Source organism: Aneurinibacillus danicus (assembly GCF_007991215.1).
Classification (GTDB): domain Bacteria; phylum Bacillota; class Bacilli; order Aneurinibacillales; family Aneurinibacillaceae; genus Aneurinibacillus; species Aneurinibacillus danicus.
The window spans coordinates 25,112-49,862 of the sequence record NZ_BJXX01000047.1 but is presented as its reverse complement, the minus strand read 5'-3'; the positions used below and the strand labels follow the sequence as shown (position 1 = coordinate 49,862).

General features: G+C 44.3%; 22 protein-coding genes. 4 read left to right on the top strand and 18 right to left on the bottom strand.

Annotated elements, in window-relative coordinates:
• The first annotated feature begins 3 nt into the window (after nucleotides 1-3).
• The 4 genes from ADA01nite_RS05145 to ADA01nite_RS05130 all read left to right on the top strand — a co-directional run bounded on the left by ADA01nite_RS05145 (nucleotide 4) and on the right by ADA01nite_RS05130 (nucleotide 5,713).
• Nucleotides 4-1,707, top strand: a complete 1,704-nt coding sequence (locus ADA01nite_RS05145) for a GAF domain-containing sensor histidine kinase (protein WP_146808886.1) — start codon at nucleotides 4-6, stop codon at nucleotides 1,705-1,707.
• Nucleotides 1,707-3,224: a sigma-54-dependent transcriptional regulator gene (locus ADA01nite_RS05140; protein WP_146808885.1), complete on the top strand. Its 1,518-nt coding sequence runs from the start codon at nucleotides 1,707-1,709 to the stop codon at nucleotides 3,222-3,224. The genes ADA01nite_RS05145 and ADA01nite_RS05140 overlap by 1 nt, the downstream gene beginning before the upstream one ends.
• Nucleotides 3,225-3,389: 165 nt before the next feature.
• The gene (adh, locus tag ADA01nite_RS05135; RefSeq protein ID WP_146808884.1) at nucleotides 3,390-4,910 is read left to right on the top strand and encodes an aldehyde dehydrogenase; all 1,521 of its coding nucleotides are present in this window, start codon (nucleotides 3,390-3,392) and stop codon (nucleotides 4,908-4,910) included.
• Between the two features lie 89 nt (nucleotides 4,911-4,999).
• Complete coding sequence (locus ADA01nite_RS05130) at nucleotides 5,000-5,713, top strand: creatininase family protein (protein WP_170230152.1); 714 nt, start codon at nucleotides 5,000-5,002, stop codon at nucleotides 5,711-5,713.
• Nucleotides 5,714-5,754: 41 nt separating this feature from the next.
• Here the strand turns inward: ADA01nite_RS05130 and ADA01nite_RS05125 are convergent, their stop codons facing one another.
• From ADA01nite_RS05125 to ADA01nite_RS05040, 18 genes are all read right to left on the bottom strand, one after another.
• Entirely contained in the window at nucleotides 5,755-7,176 is a 1,422-nt protein-coding gene (locus tag ADA01nite_RS05125; protein WP_146808882.1) for a VWA domain-containing protein, read from the bottom strand.
• 16 nt (nucleotides 7,177-7,192) lie between these two features.
• Nucleotides 7,193-8,098 (bottom strand): AAA family ATPase, encoded by a 906-nt coding sequence (locus tag ADA01nite_RS05120; protein WP_146808881.1) that lies wholly within the window; start codon nucleotides 8,096-8,098, stop codon nucleotides 7,193-7,195.
• Between the two features lie 120 nt (nucleotides 8,099-8,218).
• Nucleotides 8,219-9,436, bottom strand: coding sequence for an iron-containing alcohol dehydrogenase family protein (locus ADA01nite_RS05115; protein WP_146808880.1), 1,218 nt, complete (start codon nucleotides 9,434-9,436; stop codon nucleotides 8,219-8,221).
• A gap of 89 nt (nucleotides 9,437-9,525) precedes the next feature.
• On the bottom strand, nucleotides 9,526-11,031 hold the full coding sequence (mftF, locus tag ADA01nite_RS05110; RefSeq protein ID WP_146808879.1) for a mycofactocin biosynthesis glycosyltransferase MftF: 1,506 nt from the start codon (nucleotides 11,029-11,031) through the stop codon (nucleotides 9,526-9,528).
• Between the two features lie 19 nt (nucleotides 11,032-11,050).
• Nucleotides 11,051-11,920: an electron transfer flavoprotein subunit beta/FixA family protein gene (locus ADA01nite_RS05105; RefSeq protein ID WP_146808878.1), complete on the bottom strand. Its 870-nt coding sequence runs from the start codon at nucleotides 11,918-11,920 to the stop codon at nucleotides 11,051-11,053.
• Nucleotides 11,921-11,933: 13 nt separating this feature from the next.
• Nucleotides 11,934-12,218: a ferredoxin family protein gene (locus ADA01nite_RS05100; protein WP_146808877.1), complete on the bottom strand. Its 285-nt coding sequence runs from the start codon at nucleotides 12,216-12,218 to the stop codon at nucleotides 11,934-11,936.
• A gap of 12 nt (nucleotides 12,219-12,230) precedes the next feature.
• Nucleotides 12,231-13,529 (bottom strand): FAD-dependent oxidoreductase, encoded by a 1,299-nt coding sequence (locus tag ADA01nite_RS05095; protein ID WP_146808876.1) that lies wholly within the window; start codon nucleotides 13,527-13,529, stop codon nucleotides 12,231-12,233.
• The gene (locus ADA01nite_RS05090; protein ID WP_146808875.1) at nucleotides 13,526-14,563 is read right to left on the bottom strand and encodes an electron transfer flavoprotein subunit alpha/FixB family protein; all 1,038 of its coding nucleotides are present in this window, start codon (nucleotides 14,561-14,563) and stop codon (nucleotides 13,526-13,528) included. Before ADA01nite_RS05090 ends, ADA01nite_RS05095 begins: the two co-directional genes overlap by 4 nt.
• A 12-nt stretch (nucleotides 14,564-14,575) precedes the next feature.
• Nucleotides 14,576-16,525, bottom strand: a complete 1,950-nt coding sequence (locus ADA01nite_RS05085; protein ID WP_146808874.1) for a mycofactocin system FadH/OYE family oxidoreductase 2 — start codon at nucleotides 16,523-16,525, stop codon at nucleotides 14,576-14,578.
• Complete coding sequence (locus ADA01nite_RS05080; protein ID WP_146808873.1) at nucleotides 16,525-18,480, bottom strand: oxidoreductase; 1,956 nt, start codon at nucleotides 18,478-18,480, stop codon at nucleotides 16,525-16,527. Before ADA01nite_RS05080 ends, ADA01nite_RS05085 begins: the two co-directional genes overlap by 1 nt.
• 33 nt (nucleotides 18,481-18,513) lie before the next feature.
• Nucleotides 18,514-19,545, bottom strand: coding sequence for a mycofactocin radical SAM maturase (gene mftC / locus ADA01nite_RS05075; protein ID WP_146808872.1), 1,032 nt, complete (start codon nucleotides 19,543-19,545; stop codon nucleotides 18,514-18,516).
• On the bottom strand, nucleotides 19,535-19,801 hold the full coding sequence (mftB, locus tag ADA01nite_RS05070; RefSeq protein ID WP_146808871.1) for a mycofactocin biosynthesis chaperone MftB: 267 nt from the start codon (nucleotides 19,799-19,801) through the stop codon (nucleotides 19,535-19,537). Before mftB ends, mftC begins: the two co-directional genes overlap by 11 nt.
• A 19-nt stretch (nucleotides 19,802-19,820) precedes the next feature.
• Complete coding sequence (locus ADA01nite_RS05065; protein ID WP_146808870.1) at nucleotides 19,821-20,627, bottom strand: mycofactocin-coupled SDR family oxidoreductase; 807 nt, start codon at nucleotides 20,625-20,627, stop codon at nucleotides 19,821-19,823.
• Between the two features lie 57 nt (nucleotides 20,628-20,684).
• A complete protein-coding gene (gene mftA, locus ADA01nite_RS05060; RefSeq protein ID WP_146808869.1) occupies nucleotides 20,685-20,798 on the bottom strand; it encodes a mycofactocin precursor MftA in 114 nt (37 codons plus the stop codon).
• Between the two features lie 372 nt (nucleotides 20,799-21,170).
• Nucleotides 21,171-21,392: an RNA chaperone Hfq gene (gene hfq, locus ADA01nite_RS05055; RefSeq protein ID WP_146808868.1), complete on the bottom strand. Its 222-nt coding sequence runs from the start codon at nucleotides 21,390-21,392 to the stop codon at nucleotides 21,171-21,173.
• A gap of 457 nt (nucleotides 21,393-21,849) precedes the next feature.
• Nucleotides 21,850-22,749, bottom strand: coding sequence for an NAD(P)-dependent oxidoreductase (locus ADA01nite_RS05050; RefSeq protein ID WP_146808867.1), 900 nt, complete (start codon nucleotides 22,747-22,749; stop codon nucleotides 21,850-21,852).
• Nucleotides 22,746-23,537, bottom strand: coding sequence for a hydroxypyruvate isomerase family protein (locus tag ADA01nite_RS05045; RefSeq protein WP_146808866.1), 792 nt, complete (start codon nucleotides 23,535-23,537; stop codon nucleotides 22,746-22,748). The genes ADA01nite_RS05050 and ADA01nite_RS05045 overlap by 4 nt, the downstream gene beginning before the upstream one ends.
• 401 nt (nucleotides 23,538-23,938) lie before the next feature.
• Nucleotides 23,939-24,682, bottom strand: a complete 744-nt coding sequence (locus ADA01nite_RS05040) for a YheC/YheD family protein (protein ID WP_146808865.1) — start codon at nucleotides 24,680-24,682, stop codon at nucleotides 23,939-23,941.
• Between the last annotated feature and the right edge of the window lie 69 nt (nucleotides 24,683-24,751).

The following is a 24,751-nucleotide window of genomic DNA, read 5'->3' as shown; positions in this document are numbered from 1 at the left end:
GCTATGTACGATAGTAAAAAAGATGCGTTGGAGAAACTGACGGGTATTCGTTCCTCAAAGAAAAATTATTACATGGAATTAAAAAAAACAATTCAGGAAGTTACAAGACAAAACGTTCAACTGGAAATCATTAATAAGCTTGTACGAAGCATTACTATTGATATGTCTTTTCAGGATATGATGAAAGAAGTTGTATCTAAACTGAGGGAGGTTATTCTTTTCGACCGTCTGGCTTTACTATCAATGGAAAGCAACGAATTACGGATTACTCACGTATTTCCGGATACGCTCACCGAATTGAAGTACGGAGAAAAAATTCCCCAGAAAGACTCGTTATACTGGGAGTCAATTTACAAAAATACTCCTATCTACCATCATGTCTCCTCAGAATGCAATCAATATTTTGAAGATACTATTTTACGTAATCTCAAGATTAAAACGGTTATGGTATTTCCGCTTATCATAAAAAAACAACCCATTGGTGTCTTATCGCTGGGCTGCAGGGATAAGGTCGACTTTCATCAGAATGATATCAATTTTTTGAGCCAGGTTGCGGATCATCTATCTATTTGTATTGATAATGCCTCCTTATATACGAAAATGGCTAACATGCGAACAGATCTGCAAAATATCTTCGATGCGGTTACCGATATGTTAATGCAAGTTGATCTACATTCAAGAATTGTCCATTTCAATCATGCTGTCCCGAAATTTTTCAATAAATCACCCGAACAGATCATGCTGCAAAAATGGAATGACCTGTTCTACAACGGAGAGACACCCCTGACTTCCAGTCCGCTTGAAGAAGTGCTTACAACAAACACAAGCATGACACACCGTATCCATTTGAAGAATGGAAAAATACTCGATGTTTTCTCCCACCCGAAATATAACGATGGAAAATTGTCAGGCATTATTTGTTATGTAAAAGATATTACAGCAAAACTTGCATTAGAACAGCAACTCATTCAGTCAGCCAAGCTTGCGGCTATCGGAGAAATGGCTGCCGGAGTTGCCCATGAAATAAACAGCCCACTTACAGCCATTCTAGGAAATACTCAGCTTCTTATGATGGAAGCTGATCCTAAAAGTGAGGAAACGGAGCTTCTATCGGATATTTACAACTGCGGTGTTCGAAGTAAAAAAATTATCCAAAACTTATTAACGTTCTCCAGGCAGGATCATTACGCATTCGAAGAAACATGCTTAAATACAACAGCAAAACAGGCTCTTAATATTGTCGGCTATCAGATTAACCGGAACAAAATCGCTATTCATCTTCATCTATCTAAAGCGCTCCCAACTATTTTTGCCAGTAAGCAGCATATCGAACAAATTATTATTAATTTTATACTAAATGCCAAAGACGCATTAGTCGGTATACCAAACGGCGAAATTCATATTGAAACAGGGACCGTCAGCCATGACATTCCACTGCTCTTGTATGAAAAAAATAAAAACATTGACACATACGCATATATAGCAGTACGTGATAATGGATGTGGCATTCCACCGGAAAATTTACCGCAAGTTTTCAATCCGTTTTTTACAACGAAAGATTCAACAAAAGGAACTGGACTTGGTCTCTCCGTCAGTCTGGGTATCGCCGATGCTCATAACGGCACCATTCTTATTGACAGCAAAATAAATGAAGGAAGTACATTTACTCTTTATATCCCTGTTGATGGAAAAGGAGGCGTACAATAATGGCTCATATTCTTGTCATCGACGATGAAGTAGAAGTTACCACGTTCTTTAAATATTTTTTGCAAAAGATGCAGCATACCGTCACAGTTGCTCATGACACACGTCAAATTAACGATGTAATTGAGAATGATGTTTTCGATTTGGCCATCGTTGACCTCAAGCTGCCTGATACGGACGGACTCGCTATCTTGAAAAACATTAAAAAGGTTCAGCCGTCTACACAGGTAATTATTATGACGGGGTACAGCACAGTAAAAACAGCGGTTGATGCGATTCATATGGGGGCATACGACTATATCGAAAAACCTTTTGATGACATTCTTAAACTTAAACAAATTATTGAGCAAGCGTTGCACAGTCAAAGCCTGCAGACAGACGAACTCGATATGATTTCTGAAGAGACCGGTTTTATCATAGGAGCAAACCAGGAGATGAGGCGGATTATTGAAATCGCCAAAAAGGTTGCTCCAAAAAACATTTCCATTCTTATTAACGGAGAAACAGGAACAGGAAAAGAAGTATTCGCCCGCTTTATACACCATATAAGCAGCCGAAACAATCATCCTTTTATTGCGGTAAACTGTGGAGCGATTGCTGAATCCCTACTCGAATCTGAATTATTTGGCCATGAGAAAGGCTCTTTCACCGGCGCAAGCCAGGTGCGCAAAGGGGTGTTTGAAATCGCCAATCAGGGAACGTTGTTTCTCGATGAGATTGGTGAGGCAAGTTTGCAAACCCAAGTCAAGCTGCTCCGCGTTCTTGAACTACAAGAATTTATGAGGGTGGGCGGGGAGAAAACAATTAAAACAAATACAAGAATTTTATCCGCTACAAACGTAGATCTTGAAACAGCTGTACAAAAAAAGGAATTTCGTTCCGATCTTTTGTATCGGCTTGAAGGCGTGAAACTATGCCTTCCCCCTTTACGGGAAAGAAGAGAAGATATCCCTTTGCTCATTCAACATTTTACAAAACGGATGCAAAAAACGTCGACTTTCTCTCCTGTTTTTTCGCCTAAAGCTATAGAAGTGTTGCAAAATTACCAGTGGCCAGGAAATATCAGGGAGCTGCATAACGTCATTATGCACACATTGGCTCTGGCTGATAAAGATAGCCGGGAGATCGATATTAAGCATCTTCCTGAAAAAATCCTCGATTCCGTTATAAAAAGACACGTTCCTGCTTCGGCAGATGTTTCATTCGAAGAAAAGTCTTTACATACAAACAACGTAACACCTCTTCGAAAAAAAAGCTGTACAGATGATTTTTCTGCTCTTGCAGATGAATTTTGCAGCGAGTTATTAAAAAAAATTGAAGTGGAAAATGGATTTGATCTGCCAAACTTATTAGCGTTGATTCGTGATATAGAGACAAAAGTAGGACATGAAGTAATCAAAAAAGCGCTGAGACAAACAATGGGAAACCGGAAAGAAGCAGGAAGACTATTAAAAATCAATCCGAGAACACTACGATATTTATTGAACGAAAAGGGAAAATCTGTTCCGTTAGGCGAATAATGTTCTTTTTGTGCCAAAATTCCGTAAAAAAGTGCCGATATATAGTTAACCATCAGGCAATAACTGCGTATGATTCCCTGCTATTCAATGAAAGAAATCTGGCATGTATTTTGAATATACAAAATTATGAGCAATTCATTTCTAAATAGAGGAGGTTTTTTTGTTATGATCGTCGCACAACCAAATCAGGCTGAATCAAAAGTAAAATTCAAAAACAGGTACGATAACTTTATTGGGGGAAAATGGGTTGCCCCCATCAAAGGACAATACTTTGAAAATATTACTCCGGTAACCGGAAAGCCATTCTGTGAAATTGCCCGCTCCACAGAAGACGATATCGAACTGGCACTTGACGCAGCACATGCGGCAAAAGACGCCTGGGGCCGGACTTCAGCTGCTGAACGTTCGCTTATTTTAAACAAAATTGCTGATCGAATCGAAGAAAATCTTGAAATGCTGGCTGTTGCGGAAACATGGGATAACGGCAAGCCACTGCGTGAAACGATGGCCGCTGATCTTCCGCTTGCGATTGACCATTTCCGTTATTTTGCTGGTGTTCTGCGTGCTGAAGAAGGAACAATCAGCGAAATCGATGAGCACACAATTGCTTATCATTTCAATGAGCCGCTTGGCGTTGTTGGACAAATTATCCCATGGAACTTCCCGCTTTTGATGGCATGTTGGAAACTGGCCCCTGCTCTTGCAGCCGGAAATTGTGTGGTGCTCAAACCTGCGGAACAAACACCTGCTTCCATTATGGTTCTTGTTGAACTGATAGAAGATTTACTGCCGCCAGGCGTACTTAATATTGTAAACGGTTTCGGATTGGAAGCAGGCAAACCGCTTGCTTCGAACCCGCGTATTGCAAAAATCGCATTTACGGGTGAAACGACAACGGGCCGTCTGATTATGCAGTATGCTTCGCAAAATCTGATTCCGGTTACGCTTGAACTTGGCGGAAAATCCCCGAACATTTTCTTTGCCGATGTACTTGCGCAGGATGATGCGTTCTTTGACAAAGCAATTGAAGGATTCGTGATGTTCGCCCTCAATCAAGGAGAAGTATGTACATGTCCGTCACGTGCCTTAATCCAGGAATCCATTTACGATGAATTTATGGAAAGGGCACTGGCACGCGTGAAGCAGATTAAGCAGGGGAATCCGCTTGACACAGACACAATGATCGGTGCACAGGCATCAATGGAACAGGTCGAAAAAATTATGTCCTACATTGACATCGGCCTTCAAGAAGGCGCAGAATGCCTGGTTGGCGGAGGCAGAACGGATCTTGGAGGCGATCTTGCAGGTGGCTACTATATCCAACCGACCGTTTTTAAAGGAAACAACAGCATGCGTATCTTCCAGGAAGAAATTTTCGGACCCGTTGTTGCAGTTACAACATTTAAAGACGAGACAGAAGCACTGCATATTGCCAATGATACCCTCTACGGACTGGGTGCTGGCGTATGGACGCGTGATATTAGCAGAGCATACCGCATGGGTAGAGCGATTAAAGCGGGACGCGTATGGACAAACTGCTATCACGCATATCCGGCACACGCCGCTTTCGGTGGATACAAACAGTCTGGTATTGGTCGAGAAACACATAAGATGATGTTGAACCACTATCAGCAAACGAAAAATCTTCTGGTAAGCTACAGCCCGAACGCTTTAGGTTTCTTCTAAAAGCAAGACTGCTGCCTCTCCAGCATGGCAGCAGTCTTGTTCTGCAAAAGTCAAGAAAGAAGAACTACGATTCAAGGGGGCCATGTACTTTGCTACCTTTCTCCGGAGCAACATGGTGTGATATAAAGCAGTATGTACAGAAAAAAAGCAGCTGTATCCTAACAGTTGGCAGCTACGAGCAGCATGGACAGCATCTCCCGCTAGCAACAGACATATTAATTCCTCTGTCGCTTGCAAAAGAACTAAAGAGAAGGACAGATACGGTTTGCTTTCCTCCTGTCTCTGTTGGTCTGTCGGATTGTCATTTATTTTTTCCAGGTACGTTAAGTTTAAGAGCGGACACCTTTTATTGCCTGTTAACCGATATTCTATTGTCTATTTATTCCCACGGATTTACCCACTGCCTGATTATCAACGGCCATGGAGGAAACACACCTGTTATTCAGGATGTGATTGCACATCTTTCCTCTGCCTCGCCAGCATGCAAAACATCCCTGTTTGAATGGTGGAACGACAAAAACGTTCAGGCATATATGTCAGAGGTCTGGAACGAACAAGAGTATCATGCGTCCGCTCCTGAAACATCGCTTATGCTGTATCTTCATCCCGAGCTTGTTGATATGGCTAAAGCTTCAGGACATCCTGTAAATCAATCTACATTGACACCCGATGCCAGACAGTTTTATGAATGGTATCCTTCAGGATCTGCAGGAATTCACCCGCACCTTGCTTCTGCTGTTCACGGCGAAAAAATCTATCGGTATTCGATTTCGGCCTGTCTTCGTCTTCTGCCCTCGGTGTAAAATACAAAGAAAGACGAGTGCGTTGTTTGCACTCGTCTTTCTTACTTCCTTGCAGCCAGACGCTCCTGCGCCATCTTCTCATACTCATTGGATATCGTAACGGAATTTCTGAAGATCGCCATACCGAAATCAGATTCTGATTCTGGCTCTCCTTCCTGTTCCCAGTCAATATTTCTTCCTCCGCGGTACATATTACGGATTAGCTTTTCCACTACGCGGCTTAAATCTTCCACGTTTTTTACTACTTCGATAGCATCTACATGCTCTCCATATTCTTTAATTACACAATCTCCAAGATCCCAGTTCCCTTTTCTTTCAGGTGTTAACCACATCGTAAACACCGATTTTTCTTTAACTTCTTCCAATACCCAGGCGTTTGACTGGTTGTAATTATTTCGTGCATCACCCAAGAATATTACAGCAGGCTGTCCTTTCATACTATCAATAAAATTCTTCTGGAAAGTTAGCAGCGCATGACCATAATCGCTATTTTCATCTACATCCACTACTTCTCCGAGGGAAATCTTGTTCATCGATTGGTGAACATCATATTTATTCAGAAGTTCCGTAACTTCGATCAGCTCTTTAACAAAAACAAAGCTGCGAACGGACAATATTGTATTTTGCAGGCTGTGCATTAGATGAAGCAAAAAACGTGAGGCATAACTGACAGAATAGCTTACATCGCATAATACAACAATACGCGGTTTTTCTTTATTCCTTTTCTTAAAATGCGGCTCAAAAGGAATCATGCCAAAGCGGCTGTTTCTCCGCAATGTCTTTGTAACATGCAGCTTTCCGTCATTTTTCTTCTTTCTCAATTTTTTAATATCTTTCTTTAAACGATTGACCATTTGAATGACCATTTCATCCATTTTGGAAATTTCTTCTTCTGTGTACTCATTAAAATTTTTTCGCTTCCACTGTTCCATTTGTTCTTCATCAACAAAGTACTTTAATTCTCCTGTTGAATAGGTACCTTCCGGATTCGGTGACTGTAAGCGCTCTCCCAAATGCAGATTCGTACTAAGACCAATTCCACTGCCAACCCCAAGTTCCTGTTCAATCAGTTCCAGATCATCCAGACTGACTTCCACATCTTCAAGTTCCTCTGTCTGAATCATAATTTTAAAACCGGAATGCTCTCCACCCTCAGGCTGTTTCTCTCCTTCTGCCAGATGTTTCATTGCGATCGCTGCTTCCCTGACCGCTTCAGAAGGCAATTCCGGCTGTGCCTCTACTATGTTCCATAGAACTTTAAAATACTGGTCAAACCATGTATCAAATGTATCTAAATCTTTTTCATTTTTAATAAGCGTCATCTGCAGTACTGATTTGCATGCCTGTCTGTCACTCAGCCCCACATAATAAAGACCTTTTAAAGCATCCATATTCTCATCAGGGGATACACGAACTCCCCTTCGCCTCAGGCCGTTAATGAATTGTGTTAGAATCCCCTTCATCGTATCAACCCCGATTTTAAATATGAACTGTCTGTATCAACTCATCAACTTTACCATAATCCGAGTGATGCTTAATAAGGGAGCCCATCGTATCTTTAATAACAGACGGATTTATTTCTTTTACTTTTAATAGAGCAAGTGTTTGTGCCCAATCAATTGATTCACTGACACTTGGAGATTTCCGTAAACCAAGCTCTCTTACTTTCTTAAGGAACTCTACAATCTGTCCTGTTAATTCTCTTGAGATTTCCGGCACCTGCTCCTGAATAATCTGGATTTCCCGTTCTGCGCTCGGATAGCCGATATGTAAAAACAGGCAGCGTCTGCGCAGTGCATCAGAAAGCATTCTTGTATTATTGCTTGTCAAAACAACAAGCGGTTTATGCTTCGCGGATACTTGCCCCAATTCCGGAATGGTCACCTGAAAATCGCTTAAGCTTTCTAACAGCAGCGCTTCGAACTCATCATCTGCCCGGTCAATTTCATCAATAAGTAAAACAGACGGTTTATCGGACATAAAGCTGCGTAAAATAGGACGCCTGAGCAAAAAATGTTCTGAGAAAAAAATATCTTCTTCCTTACTCATTTTTTCAACCGCCTGTGAAAGCGTAGATACTCCATCAAGATACTGGTCGAGTGTTCCTCTTAACAACTGGGTATACAGCATTTGTTTGCCGTACTCCCAATCGTATAACGCCTTGCTTTCATCAATCCCTTCATAGCACTGCAGGCGTATAAGTTCACAGTCCATAATGCTGGCCAGCGCTTTTGCAAGCGATGTTTTCCCTACTCCCGGCGGACCTTCGATAAGGATAGGCTTATTCAGTTTGTAGCTTACATAAACCGCTGTAGCAATTTCCGTATCACATATATAATGAGCAGAACGAAGCTGCAAAGTTACGTCTTCGATGGATTGAAACATGTATTTCATTCCTCCCTCTTTTTTTGAGAAAAACAGGAAAATGATAAGAAAGAAAAACTAAGATGTAGAGAAGAAAAAGGGGGCACGAACTCCCCCTCCCCCTTTTCTGGCTGTATGCTCTTACGCCAGTACTTCTGCTTCTACTTCTACCGCAGGGTCCATACACTCTCTAAAGATCTGCTGAATTGCATCTGTCGTTACGATCCTTGGATTGCCTCCTGTGCAGACATCGTTAAATACAACTTCCGAGAAGCGCGGCAGATGGTGTTCTTGCAGTCCAAGTGAGCTGAAGTTTTCCGTAATGCCGATTTCTTTACGCAGAGTATCAAGCGCTTCAACTGCGCTCTCAGCTGCCTGCATAACCGTCATGCCTGTTGTGTCAACCCCCATCGCACGGGCGATATCAGCATAACGTTCCGGACATGCAACCATGTTATAACGGGCTACCGGAACCATCGCAATCGCGTTACACTGACCGTGCGGTGAATCAAACAAAGCGCCAAGGCAGTGTGCAATGGAGTGCGTGATTCCAAGACCTGCACTGTTGAAAGCCATACCTGCCGTATATTGAGCCCATGCTTGTTTTTCACGCGCTTCTGCATTGTCCGGGTTCGCATATGCCTGGCGAAGTCCTTCGTTAATTAACTTAATCGCATGAATAGCCAGACCCTGTGATGTAATAACCCCAAGACGGGATACATACGCTTCTACCGCGTGTGTTAATGCGTCCATTCCTGTCCATGCTGTCAATTTCGGCGGCATCGTTCTCATCAATGCCGGGTCAACAATTGCACGGGAAGTAATAATGGTCGGGTCGAAAATAACCATTTTATATAATTTCTCAGTATCTGTAATAACAGAAGCCCAGCTTGTTTCCGAGCCGGTTCCCGCTGTTGTAGTAATCGCAAGCTGCGGGATAAGTATCGGCTTCTGACATGTATTCATTCCGTTAAACTCACGAATTGACTGTCCGTCATGCGCTTCAACGATACGAACTGCTTTCGCGCAGTCATGAGAAGAGCCGCCCCCGACCGAAATAATGCCATCACACTGCGCCTGTTTATACAATTTGTGAGCTGCATGTACTTCATGATCTTTCGGGTTCGATGTTACGCCATCATACACTGTGACTTCAATTCCTACATGCTTTAAAACACCGGTAATTTCATCAATGATTCCTGTACCGCGCAGTCCAGATGTAACAATGAGGGCATGTTTAATGCCTAGTTTTTTCGCTTCTTCACCGGCCATCCGGTAAGCACCCCAACCGATCAGTGCTCCAGGGGTAGGATGATACATCTTCAACGGGAATTCAGTGTGGTTAACATTAAATGACATAACAATTCTCCTCCTTATAAATTTTTATAAAATCAAAGGGCCTTGCTGGATAATATAGAGGGGCATCACCTCCTTTCATAGAAAAATTGCTAGATAATTGTAATCTGATGAAAAAGCGGAGTTAGATTACGCTCTTTGCAGCATCCCCGTAGAACCCCGCACTGATAGGCCAGCATCTCAACAATGTAAATCAATATAAATACAGGAAATGAAAGTTCCGGCTTTTTGGTAACGTATTCAAAATAGGCCGATAATACATAAACAACAGCCCAGAAAACAAACATCAACGGAAAAATGATACTCAGCGCTAACAGAAACAGAGAATAATAACGTGAAAGTACAGCCGTAAAATGTCCTGCAAACGCAAGGTGCGAACGCCAGAGAGAACGCGCGATTTTATCTGCCGGAAGCGTAAATCCAAGCGCTTTTATTCTTGATTTTTTTACTAGCATTTCGCATACAAAGCTGCATAAAAGGAGAACCAAACAAAAAGTGAAAATGGTTAAAAAGGAATGAATCGAATTGTGATAATTCAAAAAATTATATAGAAATATTCCTGACAGAAGTATGCTGCCATTTATCATGTTCCATGAACTTATGAACATCTTTTTCCGATTAAATGAAAAGTTCTTTTCCAGCAATGCTTCAGAAGCTGCATACTGCGCCCGTCGTACTATAAATTCAGACATTCGATTACGGTGACGATGCAGAATCCTCCCTTCCGGTATGTACCAGCCTTTGTTTCCCTGCTGTAACACACGCCATATGAGGTCCACATCTTCCCCTACACGCATTTCTTCTTTAAAACCGCCGACTTGTAAAAAGGCGCTTCGCCTGATAAATACATTACATGTAGGAATATACGGAATCAGTTTTCCGGGACCGATCTCCCCGCCTCGCTCTCCCATATGCAGCGGCGAACGAACCTCCTCATAACGATCCAGCGCTTTTTTCGAGCTATAGGAATCAACCCCGCCTCCTACAATAGCTATGTTCTCATCTACAAACGGCTGCGTGAGAAGCCGCAGCCAATTATGACTTACTACACAATCGCTGTCTGTAAAAGCGATCACTTCTCCTTTCGCCTCCCTAACACCGATATTCCGGCAGCATGATTGCCCTACATTTTGCTCCATTTCAATCAGGCGAACATCATATTCCTTAATCGCTTCCTTCGTTTCATTGTCTGTAGAAAAGTCATCGATCACAATAATTTCGAAGCGATCACGGGGATAATGGCAGCATAAAACCGATTCAATGCACCTTCTTATATCAGCGGGTCTATTGCGTACAGGAATTACGATGGATACAAACGGAGTGTATTCTTCAATGCTATCTCCTGTATAAATACGGCTAAGTATCCCTCTTTTGGCGAACGAATCAAGAAACTGAACAATTTTTCCCTTTTCAATACCTGGATATTTTTCAATGATTTCATCCAATGTAAGAGAATTTGCGCAATCATACAGCAATCGGTAAGCAGTATCATTTATCCGTATAACACCAAGGGGATGATCTGATAAAAGCACACCGCCCCGCTCATCTTTCATCAGATTCATTCCCGTATGCAAACGATAGCTCCAGGAATATTTCATATCTTTTCCTCCACCTGTATCAAACAAAGCCTTTTCCCTTTAAAAATTGAAATGCTTCTTCCGCCAATTTCTCAGCATCTCCCTCAATCATCATTCCTTTTTTCTGCTCCAGCCCCCCCGACACAATCGCACGAATACGATCAAGTGGATCAAGATTGGAATCCGGGGTAAAAATGGCTTGTGGAACCGGACTAGGAGGAGTAATGCTAACAAGGCGAGTCCGTACGTTCCAGCTTGATATTTCATCTTCTGCTATTCCTAATTCATGCAGGGGAATCTCTTCTATTTGATAGGCAAGCGCTTCCACATAGTGGTTGAGCGACGCATATGGCATTCCGCTGCTTTCCATACCTACCGAAATAACAGCCGGGATTTGCACCTTTATTTTTTCCCTCGCTCCTTTTTCCAGACGACGAAAGGCGATGAGATGATTGCCTGTGTATTTAATGTCGGCCGCTACCCCGGTTACCTGCGGCATGTCCAGCATTTCGGCAACGAAAGCAGGCAGTTGCCTGTTTCCTGTATCACCGGAGCAGCTTCCAAAAAATACAACAGCAGGGTTTATCTCCTGGAGAAATGAGGAAAGAACGAGCGCTTTTCCATGTGTATCAGTCATCTCCAGATTCTCATGCCAAATCCGGCAGACACGCTCCGCTCCTAGCGCTTTTACTTCCTTCAAATAATAATCCGCGTCTTCCGGTGCGATCATAATAACCGTCAGAAATGCATCGTATTTGTTTTTAAAGCGGAGTGCCATTTCCAGCGCAGCTATGCTTCCCGGATCCATTCTATTTATAATAAAATCTTCGTCCAGCATTCCGGTGGCCGCATTAACAACTTCTGGCACATCCATATCTGGTATGAGCTTTAGGCATACCGCGATTTGCATACGTATTCTCCTTTCACAATAGACGGTAAAGCACACCAAACCCGCCCGGCGGATACGTCCAGGTTACCGCTCCCTGATCACACATCACATCACACGTTCCACACTCTACACACCCATCGTAGGCGAATTTTACTTTGCCATCGATTACCCGGTAGCAGGTTGCGGGACAGCCGTATACACATGCTTCATGCGGACATACCTCACATTTAGAGCTATCAACAACAATATGGGCTGTACGATGTATACGTGTCCGGACAAGTGAAAGCTTATTATCTACATCAGACCAGGTTACTTTCATATGCTTTCCCTCCTACCATAATAAACCTCTTCCACCGCTCCATCCGTCTTTTACTATATCCAAGAGACTGACTTTTGAGCCGAATTGACTTTTTGCCATTTTCATGATTTTCTGGCGCGGCTGTCCGTCTGAAGTAAATAGTTTTTCCATGAGCTCTGTAACGCCGGCTGCATACGTATCATGAATTCTTGGATTTTGCACAAAAGAAGAAGCATGTCTGAATTCCTTCAAATCTCGCAGCACAAAGCTTTCTTCTAACAGGGTTTTATAGCAGCTAAGCTGTCCTGCTGAATAATTTTCTGCCCGCAAAGCACGCAAAGCCGCTTTCGCTGCCGCAATCCCGCCGGCCATAGCATAATTCATTCCTTCTAAAGCAAGCCCTGTTGCAAAAACCATTCCTGCCGCATCGCCCACTACCAGCATTCCATCTGTATATAATTCAGGCATCATATTAAATCCGGCTTCCGGAATAAGGTGTCCGCCGTATTCAACAGGAACGCCATCCCGAATCATTTCTTTTACAGTAGGATGATTTTTAAAATCTTCCAACACTTGAACGACCTGTATTTTTTTCTCTTTTAATGCAGCAAGTTCTGCGACAACGCCGATAGAAATCGTATTTTTGTTTGTATAAAGAAAGCCGCCACCTTTAACCGGTATTCCCCCGACAAACTCATTGGCCATCCCCTCCTGGTGTCCGAGCTTAAAACGTTCCTCTATTACCTCTGAAGGTAATTTGAGCACTTCTTTTACACCGACAACGAGATGATGCAAAGAGAAATCTTTACGCAGCCCTGCCTGCCTTGCCAGAAACGAATTGACACCATCGGCTGCAATGACGATGTTTGCATATAAATCCCCATGCTCACGTCTTGTTCTCACACCGGCAACTTTTTTTCCTTCATACAGAAGACTGTCTACCGTTGTGGCAGGAATCAACGTTGCTCCTTGTTCCACTGCTTTTTGGGCAAACCAGTTATCGAATTTAGGACGGAGAATCGTAAATCCGTTATAGGGGGGCTGTGCATATCTACGGCTATTTAATTCAATTGCGACAGAAGCCCGTGAAGACATGAGTGTCAGGAGGCGTTTTGTTACAACTCTTTCAATTGGAGCTTCCTCCCAGAAATTTGGAATTAATTCATGCAGAACACGCCCATAAAAAGCTCCTCCGAACATATTTTTTGAGCCGGGGAATTCCCCTCTCTCAACGATAGCTACATCCACTCCTGCCCGTGCCAGCTGGAATGCGGCAGCTACACCTGCCGGACCCGCGCCTACAACAATCACATCAAATTTATTAGTACTCACCTGATTTCCGCCACCTCTCTTTGCTGTGCCACTGTTTTCTGTTCTTCTTTATACTTTTGGATTTTTTGTATTAATAACGGAATCACTTCATGCATATCGCCTACAAGACCTATATCAGATAATCCAAAAATGGCGGCTGACTTATCATAGTTTATCGCTATAATCGTTCCCGAATCCTTTATTCCCATCGTGTGATGAATCGCTCCCGAAATGCCGCATGCAATGTATAATTTTGGTGCAACGACTTTGCCTGTTTGACCGATTTGCCGCTCGAACGGTACCCACCCCTCATCGGTTGCGACACGCGATGCACCTACCGAGGCTCCCAGCGCATATGCAAGTTCATGAATGAGCATAAACCCTTCTTTGCTTTTCGCCCCGCGACCTCCAGCTACAATCATACCGGCTTCAGAAAGATCAACTGAGCTTGCCTCCGCTTCGATAACACCCAGTACCTGTGTCCGTATATCCGAGGAATTAAGACGGATCGGAACATTGTATACTGGTACTTCCTCTTCACATTGTTTAGGAAGTGCCGGTGGAAAAACTTTCGGTAATACCGTTGCAAGCTGTGTTCTACCTGTGTGAGAGTCAAACGTGCAATGAGCCTTTCGATTGTATATGAACTTTGTCATTAACAATACATCGTCGCTGCCCCAGGTGAATTTTACGCAATCCGTTACGACTCCAGTTTTCATACGTGCTGCTAGTCTAGGCGCCAAATCCCGGCAATTGGTTGTCGAAGGCATGAACAGCAGAAGCGGACGATACATAGTAAGGACACTCTCCAGCGCTGCAACATACGCATCTGTCGTATAGGTAGCGAGCAAGCTGTGTTCTACGCTATAGATTGTCACTACACCATAACGCTTGATATCCTCATAAACTTCTTTCACCTTCTTCCCCATTACAAGGGCATGTACTGTTTTTCCTTTTATACGTGCTAAACGATGGGCTTCATACAGGATCTCTTTACAATTTTCGATCATCTCTCCATCCTGGTATTCAATGAAAACCCATATCTCATCTCTCACGAAGACTCCTCCTTAAATGGCTCTTCCTATTCGATGCCCGTCCAGAACGGCCTGCTCTACTCTTCTTGGCGCAAGACAATCGCCGATTCTATACAATTCCTTTACTTTTCCTTTCAGCGCAAAATACAAATCACTGTCGGGCATTCCCATCGTCGCATACACAACAGAATCTGCTTCAATTTGCCATTCTGCTCCTGAATAATGATTAAACACTGTAATTTTTTTGCCCACGTCTTTTACAACAACATTAGATGTAATCGTAATTCCTTTGCTCAGTACCCTGTCATACCACAGAGGAAGGTCCTGCGTCGGACCGAGATCAGCACCCGCATACAATGCCGCTGTCAACAATTCAACTTCATGTCCGTTATCAATCAGGAACTCCGCTACGCTCGTTGCTGGCTGTCCGCCTGTAAAATCTACGAGTACGACCTTTTTACCAAGCGTCAATCTGTTGTGCAGAACATCTCGCGTATCACCTAAAGGAATGGCGTCTTCGCTTACAGCAAACGGCGGGTATCCTTTCTTGCCTCCTGTCGCAATTACAACTGTATCAGGGTTTTCTCGCATGACCAGATCAGCTGTAACATCTACGCCAAGCTTAATCCTAACGTCTAGTTTCTCTAATTGGTTCAACTGGTTGCGGATATGATCACCAAATTCAGCGCGATTCGGTATTTTTGTAAACAAGCCTACAGTACCGCCAAGCGTCTGTTCTCTTTCATAAATTGTGACGTCATGACCTCTCTCCGCTGCGATTTTTGCCGCTTCCAGTCCTGCAGGGCCACCGCCGACCACCATAACTCGTTTTCGAGTAGAACAGGGTTGTAATGTGTCAATTCCATACTGCTTTTCATTTCCCGCACCGGGATTTTGAATACAGCTCAGGAACCGATTTAGCCCCATACGCCCTACACAGTATTGATTGCAGGCAATACATTTACGGATATCATTCAACCGCCCCTGCTGGGCTTTTATTGTAAATTCAGGATCACAAATTTGGCCTCTGACAACACCGATCATATCGGCATGTCCCTCTGCCAACAGCTGCTCTGCCTGCACCGGGTCATTGATACGCCCGGCCGTAAAGACGGGAATGTTTACAACCTTGCGGATAGCGGAAGCCATATACGTTGCGTATCCGAGGGGAACGTGCATCGAACCTTCTACCATAAACAGATTATGGAAGTTTCCGATACTCGTATTGATATAATCTATTTTTCCTGTTTCTTCTAGCTTCCTGGCAATTTCTAGTGTCTGCTCTAATGTGATTCCACCAGGAATTAACTCATCGCCGCATAGCCGGATTCCCAAAGTAAAATCTCTACCGACAGCTTCACGGATCGCATCAATAAGTTCAATTACATAACGCATCCGGTTCTCCAGCGAACCCCCATACTCGTCGTTTCGTTTATTGGTAGCCGGGGATAAAAATTGCCGAATAAGCGAACTGTGCGATGCCTGAAGTTCCGCGCCGTCAAAACCGCCTTCCCTGACATGCCTTGCTACAATCGCGTATCCTTCCACAACCTGACGGATATCTTCCTTTTCCATTTGCTTCGGAATTTCCCGGAAAATAGGATCTGGTATTGCTGAAGGCCCCCATACGGCCATTCGAGAGTATGTGCTGTTCCCCTGACTGCCATTATGATTAATCTGGGCGAAGATTTTGGTTCCATAGACATGAACAGAGTCAGTTAGCTTTTTATAGCCATGGATAACGCGGCGATCGAACGCATCGATCAACTTCTCATACGCTCTGTCTGTCGGATGAACGGATTGCTCCTCCGTAATAATGAGACCTGCGCCGCCCTTCGCCCGCTCCGTATAGTAGGCAATATGCTTGTCAGTGACTACGCCTCCCGCTCCGTTGTTTGTCATATGAGCCGAGAATACAACACGGTTTTTCACAGTTACACTTCCAATTTTTAAAGGGGAAAATAAATAGTTATAATCGTTCATTACACTCTTCTCCCTACCTGGTTTCCTTCAACAATTGCCATCCCGATGCCACGGGGCGCTACACAATCCCCGACCCGGAACACCTGCCGAACGCTGTCTTTTATTTCATAGTACAAGCTCTCCTGCGGCAGCTCAGGCAAGCAGAAAATAACGGTATCAATCTCACGCAATACACTTTCTACCTTGCTGAATCTCTCAAAAATATGTACATCCCTCTCTGTAATTTTTTTAATTCGTGAACGAGGAATCATCGTAACACCTAACGAGTACACCCGCTGGTTCCACAGTGAAATATCCAATGTTTGTGCCAAGCTAACACCAACGAACAGTTCACTGGTGATAGCGGTTACATTTTTGCCTTCTCTTGCTATCTTTTCGATAAGCGTGGTCGACTGATAGCTCCCCACCTCGTCTACGATAACTACATTGTCTCCGATATCCGCCCCATTCCAGGCATCAAAGCCCGTAATAACATGGGGTAAGCTTCCTCCCTCGTATTCATGGGGCAGCCGGTGGACTGACCCTGTTGCAAGAATTACCGTATCAGCAGCAGCTGATACCACCTGCTTTTTATCTACATACGTATTTAGATATATATCTACACCGAGATGCCTTAGCTCATTTTCCAAATACCGAACAACTCCGGCTATCTCTTCACGTCCCGGCCCCTTCATTGCTGTATTTACCTGGCCACCAAGCTTGCCTGCTCCATCGTATACACTGACATGGTGACCGCGAATAGCCGCAATACGGGCCGCTTCCAATCCGGCAGGACCACCACCAATCACCATTACTTTTTTCTTGTTCCGCGAAGGCTTTATTACACTGGCGCCAAGCTCCTTCTCGTATCCAGCGGCCGCATTGTGAATACAGCTTACTTTCCTGTTCAGGCTCCCATATACGCTGCACTCCTGATTGCATCCAATACAGGGACGGATACGGCCTATCTGATTATCTTTATATTTCGTTACCAAAGCAGGATCAGCAATTTGCGCCCGCGTCATTTCTACAAAATCCATTTTCCTGTCTTCTAAGAAGGACTCAGCCTGCTCCGGATGTACAATACGCCCGCCTCCCATTACAGGCAGATTAGAAACCGCTTTTATACGGGCTGTATAATCTGCCGCAAATCCCTGTGAGACATACATAGAAGGTCTTGTCATATGTGTAGAATAGATGCTTCCTACACTTGTGCTAAAGAAATCGAGCATTCCATCGACCGTAAGAAGGTGAACGATTTCCTCCGCCTCCTCCGGAGTAATCCCTGCCCAGGGTGCATATTCGTCTACAGTAACCCGCAGCCCAATTGGAAAGTCACGTCCTACTTCTTTTCGGATAGCAGCGATAATCTCTCTAACAAACCGCAAACGATTTTCCAGCGTTCCCCCGTATTCATCCTGCCGATGATTCGTTAGTCCTGACATAAACTGACGAATCAATGAACGCTGCCCGCCATTTAATTCGATGCCGTCAACGCCCGCCTCCTTAACATGCCGGGAAGAGGTAACAAATCCCCGTACTACCGCCTGAATATCTTCCTGCTCCATAATCTTCGGTACTTCCGCATCTGTCTGAAATCCGGAAGGTGACCATAGTTCCCGCTGGCTCAGGCTGCTGTCTGCCTGGCTCCCGCTGTGACCTAACTGTGCAAATATCTTTGTACCATACTTATGAACAGCATCAGTGAGCTGCCTGTATCCTTCCGTTACTTCCGGTTTATAAGCTAGAATGGCATATTCATAAGGAAAGTCAGACTCGTGCACATATCCTTCTTCTACAATGATAAGACCGGCTCCGCCTCTGGCTCTTTCTTCGTAATAATGCAGATGCCTTTCCCCCGGTATATTTTTCTCGGCAAAGTTTGTCGGATGCGCCCCAAAAACTACACGGTTAGGTATCTCTATGGAACCTATAGTTAAGGGAGCGAGCAATTGTTTTTGCTTTGTTATACTCACAGTTCCCCCGCCTCGCAATACGTTAATTTACCTTTATACCGTTACCTCTTTTCTTTTTGTCTTCCTGTAAGAAATCAGACATTCCGGGTCTTTTTCAAACAAATCGCCTGTTAAATGGTAGCTCACCGCATGGCATCCACCACCGCAATCGTTGTAACTTGGACAGCCCAAACATGCTTTAACCCTTGTCGTGCGGAATTTTTCAAATAAAGGAGTATCAATCCACATTTGCGAAAGCGGCTTCTCGCGAATGTTTCCTACCATACAATCATCATTGATGAGAAATGCGCATGGATATACATTGCCTGTTGGTGTAATACAACATGTGGCCCGTGATGCACCGCAAACGTTCAGTCCGGGAATCGGTTCTCCTAAAGCGGAAAGAATAAAATAAGAGTCGCCTGTCGTTACATCAGGATGAGCTTTTACCCATTGGTACAGCTGTATATTTTGTTCCGGCGTTAAATGCAGGTAATGATAGCTGTCTATCCCTCGGCCGGACGGACGAAGACGTGCTACGCGAAATTTTGCTCCGTGTCCTCTTACAATTTGATATAAATCCTCGATCTGATCAAAATTGCTGCGTGTGGCTACCATGTTTACCGAAAGTTCGATGTTTTCCTTGCTTAGTAATTCAACCGCCCGCAGTGCGCCGGCAAAACTTCCTTTTCCCCGTATACTGTCATTGACTTCTTCTGTTGCCCCGTCAATGCTAACCTGGACACGGACATGCGGGATAGCGGCAATCCTCTTAGCCATTTTCTCTGTTATAAGCGTACCGTTTGTGCTGAATTGTACGGGTAGCCCTTTTTCCCCCGCGTATTCTACTAACTCAAGAAAATCTGGACGCATCAGAGGTTCTCCTCCTCCGATGTTTATATAACAGACGCCCATAGCGGCCAAATCATCGATCATTGCTTTTGCTTCTTCATATGTCAACTCATCCGGTTTCCGCTTTCCGGAAGCGGACAAGCAGTGTTCGCAACTTAAATTACAAGCAAACGTCACTTCCCATGTTACACAAATCGGAGCCGTCAGTCCTTCAAGCAGCCATTCATACTTCATGTATGACTCCTCCTTTATGAAGATCCGTTAAACTTTTCATGATAAATTCCATTGCGTTTCCTTTTATTTTCCCCGGAGCGATTTTTTCTGCCATTTCCTGAACAGAATATGTTCCGTCATTCTCTAAAAAACACATGATCAAATGTGAATGAATAAACTGAAGCTTGCCATCCTTGTGGTCGTAAACAAGTCCGCCAAATTTTTCTTTTCTCACTTTCACTTCGTCGCGCAAACGATATTTTGTTTGTTCATTCATATGCCGTATTCTCCTTTTCTTATCGCTGTGCCCATCCTCTATCCATATTCCAGACTGCTCCGGTCACCGACCGGGACGCATCGGAAGCGAGCCACATTACAAGCTCGGTCGTATCTTCCGGCTGAATGAGTCCGGGTAATAAGTGATAGCTGGCAAATAAAGTTTTCGCTTCATATACATCTGCCTCGATTTCAGGTGCCAGTCCAGCCAGCATGTCTGTGTCTACAGAGCCCGGACAAATACAATTAACCGTAATTCCATAAGGAGCAAGATCAATGGCTAAAGCTTTCGTTAGCCCTGCGACACCGTGTTTGGCGGCCGTATAATGAACTAAATTAGGGATGCCTTTCATCGCTGCGATCGACCCGACATTAATAATCCGGCCATAATGCTGGTTTTTCATCACAGGAATTACGGCTTTACAGCTATTCCATGTACCGGTTAAATTCACGCCGATCATCGCATCCCAATCAACGTCGTTAATTTCCCACGCAGGTTTGATATTGCACACTCCCGCATTGTTTACCAGAACATCAATTCGACCAAAACGCTTAATTCCTTGCTCTGCCAGCCTCGTAACAGACGTGCTATCACGTACATCGCAGCGTGCACTTACAACCTGTCCGTTTGTTTTATGTGTAATCTCTTCAAGACAAACAGAAAATTGTTCTTCTGTCCCCAGTGAATACGTTACCCCTTCTATATCTTCGCAAATATCACAGACAATAAGCTTGGCGCCGAGCTCGGCAAATTTCACCGCATGGTTTCTCCCCTGTCCTCTTGCCGCTCCAGTAATCATGACAACTTTATTTTCAAACGACTTCATATTTGTACCTCCTCCGTCACGATTACTGGACGGGTAGCCTTTGTTAAGAAAAGTAGATTAATAGACGCCACAGATACAATCAATGGTCATTTCCTCTACCATAAGTTCATCCAACACTTCCGGCTCATTCATCAACTCTTCAATTTCCAAGAGCGCTGCTTGAGGTGCCATACTATGTTCCCCCTCTCTTTGCTGATTTTTCGTACACCTATCAATATAGGCAAAACGCATGCCAATATTTTTCTTATCATTTTCTGTATATTCTTGTCGAAATTGATAGGCGTATACTTTTTTTTGGTATAAACAGGCGAAAATTTGGCACTTCATAGCATGTTTTCGCCCATAAAAAACAGCCGCCCTGGGTGAGGGGCGACTGCCGCGGGGATGGGTTGTCTATATAAATCACACTTGATATACCGACATTCTGGTAGTGGAGCGAGGTAGAAGGAAGAGAGCGAAGTCGGAAAGAAGAAAAGTAAAGATATGCGCTAGGGAAGCTAACAATTTGTTTTTCTCGCACGTTTAAATGGAGAAGCGGCCTTTTTATTTCGTTGTTAGCGAAACAGGCTTCAAAGGGACAATGGTGGAAATGGCTGCTTTGTAGAGAATATTTTGTTTGTTTTCAACCTGTATAGCAACCGTATATTGATCAAAGGAAGCGATAAGCCCCCGCATTTGTACACCATTTATTGTAAAAACAGTAACCGGGATTTTGTTGCTACGTAGTTGATTTAAGAAATAATCTTGAAGTTTTGCTTTTTCCAATGGATAACATTCCTCCCTCTATGTAGTAAAAACAGTGGTACGCTTCATTGCTCCTCTTCTACTATACCATTATACCATATACGTTGCCCTTCTCTTCTTTTCTAATTAGACAGCTTGATAACGGAAAAAATAATTTTTCAAAATTCGTCCTAATAAAGGACAAGGGCTTTGAGAAAAATATACAGGGAAAACATATGAACACAAGTTTATTACATGAATGGAGGAACGGATATGGAAAAGTGCTATTATTGTGAGCATTCACTGGAATATAATTTAGGCATTGTAGATGAATACGATACTTTAATCAATACAAGGTTATAAAAAAAATGATTCATAAGAAAAACTCGCGGGCGTTGCCGGTCTTTCCCTCCCTTAAGGTCCACACGAAAAAAGCAACGGTCGGCACACGCCTCGCAGGTTTTTCCTCAATTACTCATGGAGGGAAAGACCTTGTGCACTATTTATATTTGGAACGCTGCACAATAACATTTGCTTTCCGTTCCAGCGGTTGAATCACTGCCGACATATCAAGCTCAGCCAATCCTTGCTTTGTTGCCTCTTCAAAAGCTGTTTCTGCCGCTTGACCCGTACGTACTGACACGTTTGCTTGCAAGAGCATTTGATTGGCCAGGCGGACATCTTTGAGCAAATACTTCACCGCACCACCGGGGGCAAACTGCCGGTCAAGCACGAATCCTTCCATATGTCTGCGCAGCATACGGCTATCTCCGTAGCTGGCACGTAAGACATCATAAAGTTGCTCGGCGTCCAGGCCGAGTGCCGCTCCGGCCACCATTACTTCGCTGGCTGCCAAGGAATGAACAGCGACAAGATATTGATTCAACAGCTTGGCCACACTTCCCGATCCGCTTTCCCCTAAATACTGTATGTTCTCGCCGATGGTTTGCAGGAGAGGGTGCACCTGCGTAAATATGCGCTCCTCCCCTCCTACCATAATCGTCAACGTTCCCTTTTCGACTCCCTCTGGCCCCCCGCTCACCGGCGCATCAAGATAGTACACCTGGTGCTGCTGACCAAGCTTATGCATTCGTATGCTTGTATCCCGATCCACAGTTGTAAAGTCGATACAAATCGTTCCTTTTTTGGCATGGGCAAACACACCCTGTTCTCCTCCATATACCATCTCTACATCGTGAGGCATGGACAGACAGGTACATAAAACATCCGCTCTTCTTGCTACCTCAGCAATGCTTACACACGGTATAGCTCCTGCAGCCATGGCTGATGTCAGCTTCGATTCCGAACGATTGTAGACGTAGACTTCGTATCCTGAAGCTCTCATCTGCTTTACCATACGCGAGCCCATGACTCCTAACCCGATAAATCCAACGATCATTTCTCTTCCCCTTTCTGCCACTTCCAAAGCCAATGCAAACTGTCATCCGTGTCTCCAAAAGGGGTGTATTCACACCCAATGAATCCGTTGTATCCAGTAGCTTCAAGCATCTCAAAAATTTTCACATAATCAATCTCACCCGTTCCGGGCTGGTGCCTTCCGGGATGATCGGCGATTTGGACATGTTCGACGAGCGGAGCCACTTTCGAATAACTGTTCAGCAATTCTCCTTGCATGCGTTGAATATGATAGAAATCAAACTGCAAACGGACATGTGGTGAATCAAATTCTCTGATGAATCGCTCGGCTAACGTCAATGATGACATATAATATCCCGGCATGTCGATTTGATTGATCGGTTCGATAAGGATCGTAATACCATATTGTGCCGCTTCTGCTACCGCATATGCCACATTATCGTGCAGCACTGCATAGGCTTCCCCATGTTCAAGTCCATCAGGCAGGATACCGGCCATACAATGAAGTCGTGAACAGCCCAGCTCCGTAGCATAGCGAAGCGCTGTTGTCACGCTCTCTTTGAAGTCCTCCCGGCGCTTCGGATCAATCGCCAGACCTCGCTCGCCCCGCTGCCAATCGCCAGGTGGTAGATTAAACAAAACAAGTTCGAGCTCATGCTCTTGCAGCTGCGCTTGAAGATCCGCAATACTGTGAGCGTAGGGAAATTGACACTCCACATACCGAAAACCTGCTGCGCGTGCTTTGCCAAACCGTTCAAGAAACGGAACATCTGGATACAGTGTTGTTATATTTGCTGAAAACCGAAGCATGTATGCTCCTTCCCTCCCCATGCTGCTAATTTAATATTCAAAAGTTTATTACATCTGCCTAAATAAGAATACATTCGCCGTCATCTTAGCGAATCCTCTCTATCGCTTTCCAAACTTCTTGCTCATGAAAAAGAGTGCCGTAAATGCGGCGACTTTATCGAAGAACAAATAGAACCTTCTATCTATGAATGTGAGCGCTGTTTTGGTCACAACCATGAATAAAGAGGGGAGCGAATGGCGGTAGATGATATGGATAGCACCCTGCGTGTTCCTAAAATTTAGGATAGGCAGGGTGCTTCTGTTTTAATATGTCATCCTAAACCTACAGCCTCCCCAACTATTCCGGGAGGCTGCCGTCCTCGTTTTAATGGTCAACTTTAAACCGGTCGACGCTTCTTTTGCTATTGCGGCTTACGCCGTCTGCGGGCCGTATTCATGCTCCGCATCTTCCTATACACCGATTTGTCTTTTAGCCGTACGAACAGCGACCGGGAAGAACCGATGTTTTCCTCAATTACCCAGAGCTTGCCGTTTCTATCCACTGCAAAATCCAGTCCGATTTGCTCGTACGTTCGGAATTCGTCAAATTTCTCCCCAATTCTATATCCTACTTCTTTCATTTCATCCTGCAGGACATCGATGGCGTCATCGCGAAGGCCAAGGGCTTTTTTCAGCGCATTCCGTACACCTGTTACATAACCCTTCCCCCGTGCAATATTAGTCACCGCGCTATTTGGTCCCGCTACCTTGGCCAGCATCCCGATCGCCTCCCACCTTCCGCTCTTGCGCATCATAGCCAACCGAATATCGAATGGGCGTCCGTTGATTTTTGCCAGCCGAACCCCTTCCTGAATCACATATCGTTTCCCGGGCTGCAGGTCTTGTTTTATTTTCCTATATAATCTTTCCATCGTTCGGCAGCGAACTATACGGCCCCGCTCCCGGATAAACGTATACCCCTCCTTCGTACGCCAAATCTTCACAACGCCTCTGCCCCCTCGTCCGTTGTCCGGTTTTACAAAAACGAGCGGATACATTGCCAAGTAGGAGCGCAGTGTATGTTCGGAAAACATCGCCGTAGACGGCAGATACGGTCTTATGGTTTCATCAGAGGCAAAAAAATTCCACAATTCCCATTTTCCCATCTTTCCATGCTTCCGCCTTCCCTCCGACACGCTTATCACCCGCTTTATCCAAGCTTCTTTCTATATCAT